This window comes from Paenibacillus sp. FSL R7-277 (assembly GCF_000517965.1).
Lineage (GTDB): Bacteria > Bacillota > Bacilli > Paenibacillales > Paenibacillaceae > Paenibacillus_AQ > Paenibacillus_AQ silagei.
In genome coordinates, this window is the sequence record NZ_ASPX01000039.1 from 1 (window position 1) to 1,676 (window position 1,676).

At 42.7% G+C, this 1,676-nt stretch carries 1 protein-coding gene; it reads right to left on the bottom strand.

All coding sequences use genetic code 11. The annotated features are described in order from the left end of the window. Window positions 1-118: 118 nt before the first annotated feature. Window positions 119-1,570, bottom strand: a complete 1,452-nt coding sequence (locus C173_RS15140; protein WP_036726139.1) for an IS1182 family transposase — start codon at window positions 1,568-1,570, stop codon at window positions 119-121. Between the last annotated feature and the right edge of the window lie 106 nt (window positions 1,571-1,676).

A 1,676-nucleotide genomic window follows, 5' to 3' on the forward strand; every position in this document is an offset into this window, starting at 1 on the left:
GAGGCCACTGAAAAACTAGCCTTTCTTAGAAAAAGTAAAAAAACGTATTTAAAAGACGACGTTATTCGGTTTCTCCGAATGGACGTCGTCTTTTTCTTACCTATTTCTTCAACTTTGGTTACTCCATGAGTTTCAATATTCGTTTTAAATTAACAGTGAATATCGCCATGGCTCCTTGAATCTCCATGCCAACTAAACCCGTGGAAGATGCAACATCGTACCCGTGTCTGTGTTTGAGTTCGCTATTCTTGGCTTCTATTTTGTAGCGCTCTTTCGCTTTGACCTTAAAGGGTTCACTTTCCTGAAACACAGCTTGCTTGGCATGTTCGTTGCTCTTTATACTTACCGAGTAGGTCTTACTCCGAGCGCCTTCTGTGTAGCACCCTTCCTTTAAAGGACATCGCTTACACTTTTCAATATCATAAAAGTAGGTATCCTTTTGGTTTTTGCCCTGTCCCTTTTTGCCTTGCCGTGCTCTTCGAATGGCCAGATGCCCGGCTCTGCAGACATACATACCCGCATCTTTATTAAAATCGAATTCGTCTTCTTTTCTTCGGTTTCCTTGCGTAATCTGTGGATGTAATTTGGCCACAAGTTCAATGCCCTGCTCCGTACTGTAAGCAATATTGTCTTTTTCTGAATAGGCCTTGTCTCCAATGACTGTCTCTACGCTCATGCCCGCAGCTTTGCTCTTTTCAATAAGAGTTTGCAATTCCTTCCCGTCGTTTCGTTCTCCCGTGGTAATGGTCGCTGCCGTAATGATTCGCTCTTCACTCATCGCGATATGGGTCTTGTACCCGAAAAATGAGGAATCTGCGCTTTTGTGGCCTACTTTGGCATCTGGATCAGTAGAAGTCTGCAACTGTTCAACATCGTCAGCGACGGTTTCTTTCAATAGATTGAAGGGTTCTTTGACCTTGGGGAGTCCGGTAAAACGTCCGTCCTTTTCAATGACCTCAATGAGATCTTGGCAGTACCCGATTTCATCTTCCAGTACATTCGTAACGGGCTTCACTGGAAAGGAACTTTTCATAGATTCATCTAAGGCATAGATTGCTTTTCGTACCTTTTTGGAACGTTCTCGCAGCAACTCTTGCGGACTTTTTTGGGTATAGCGGGCTTTGGTGTGGGTAGCATCGACAATAATGGATTTGCTGCGAATGATTCCTTGCTGAATGGCAATCTCCACCGTTTTACCAATGAGTATATCGAGCAACTTCATATCTTTCAGCCGCAACTTACGAAATTTGCTCAGTAAACTAGAATCAATAACCTCTTCCTCTGGCGCCATATGTAGAAAAAACTTGAACGACAAATCGGTTTTGGTGCGTTCCACAAGATCGCCGTCAGACAAGTCATAAATGGATTTAAGCAGTAGATATTTAAACATTCGGACCGGGTCTACCGCGGTTCGTCCATTATCTTGGCAATACCTTTCGTTTAGTTCCTCATAAACAAAGCTGAAGTCCACCAACTCGTCCATGCGCCGCAACAAGTTATCTTTTGGAATGAGTATATTGTAAAGTTCGATATACGGGCTCAAGATAAAACTTTGCTGCTTAGGAAGCATGAAGACCACCAGCCTTTGATTTAATTCTTTAATTGTATCGAAAAAAAGAGACATTCTTTGTGTCGAATGTCTCTTTCAGTTCTTTATGGACTTTTTCAGTGGCCTC

Coding starts and splice junctions, on each gene's coding strand:
- C173_RS15140 (WP_036726139.1), bottom strand. CDS start 1,570: ATGCTTCCTAAGCAGCAAAGTTTTATCTTGAGCCCGTATATCGAACTT.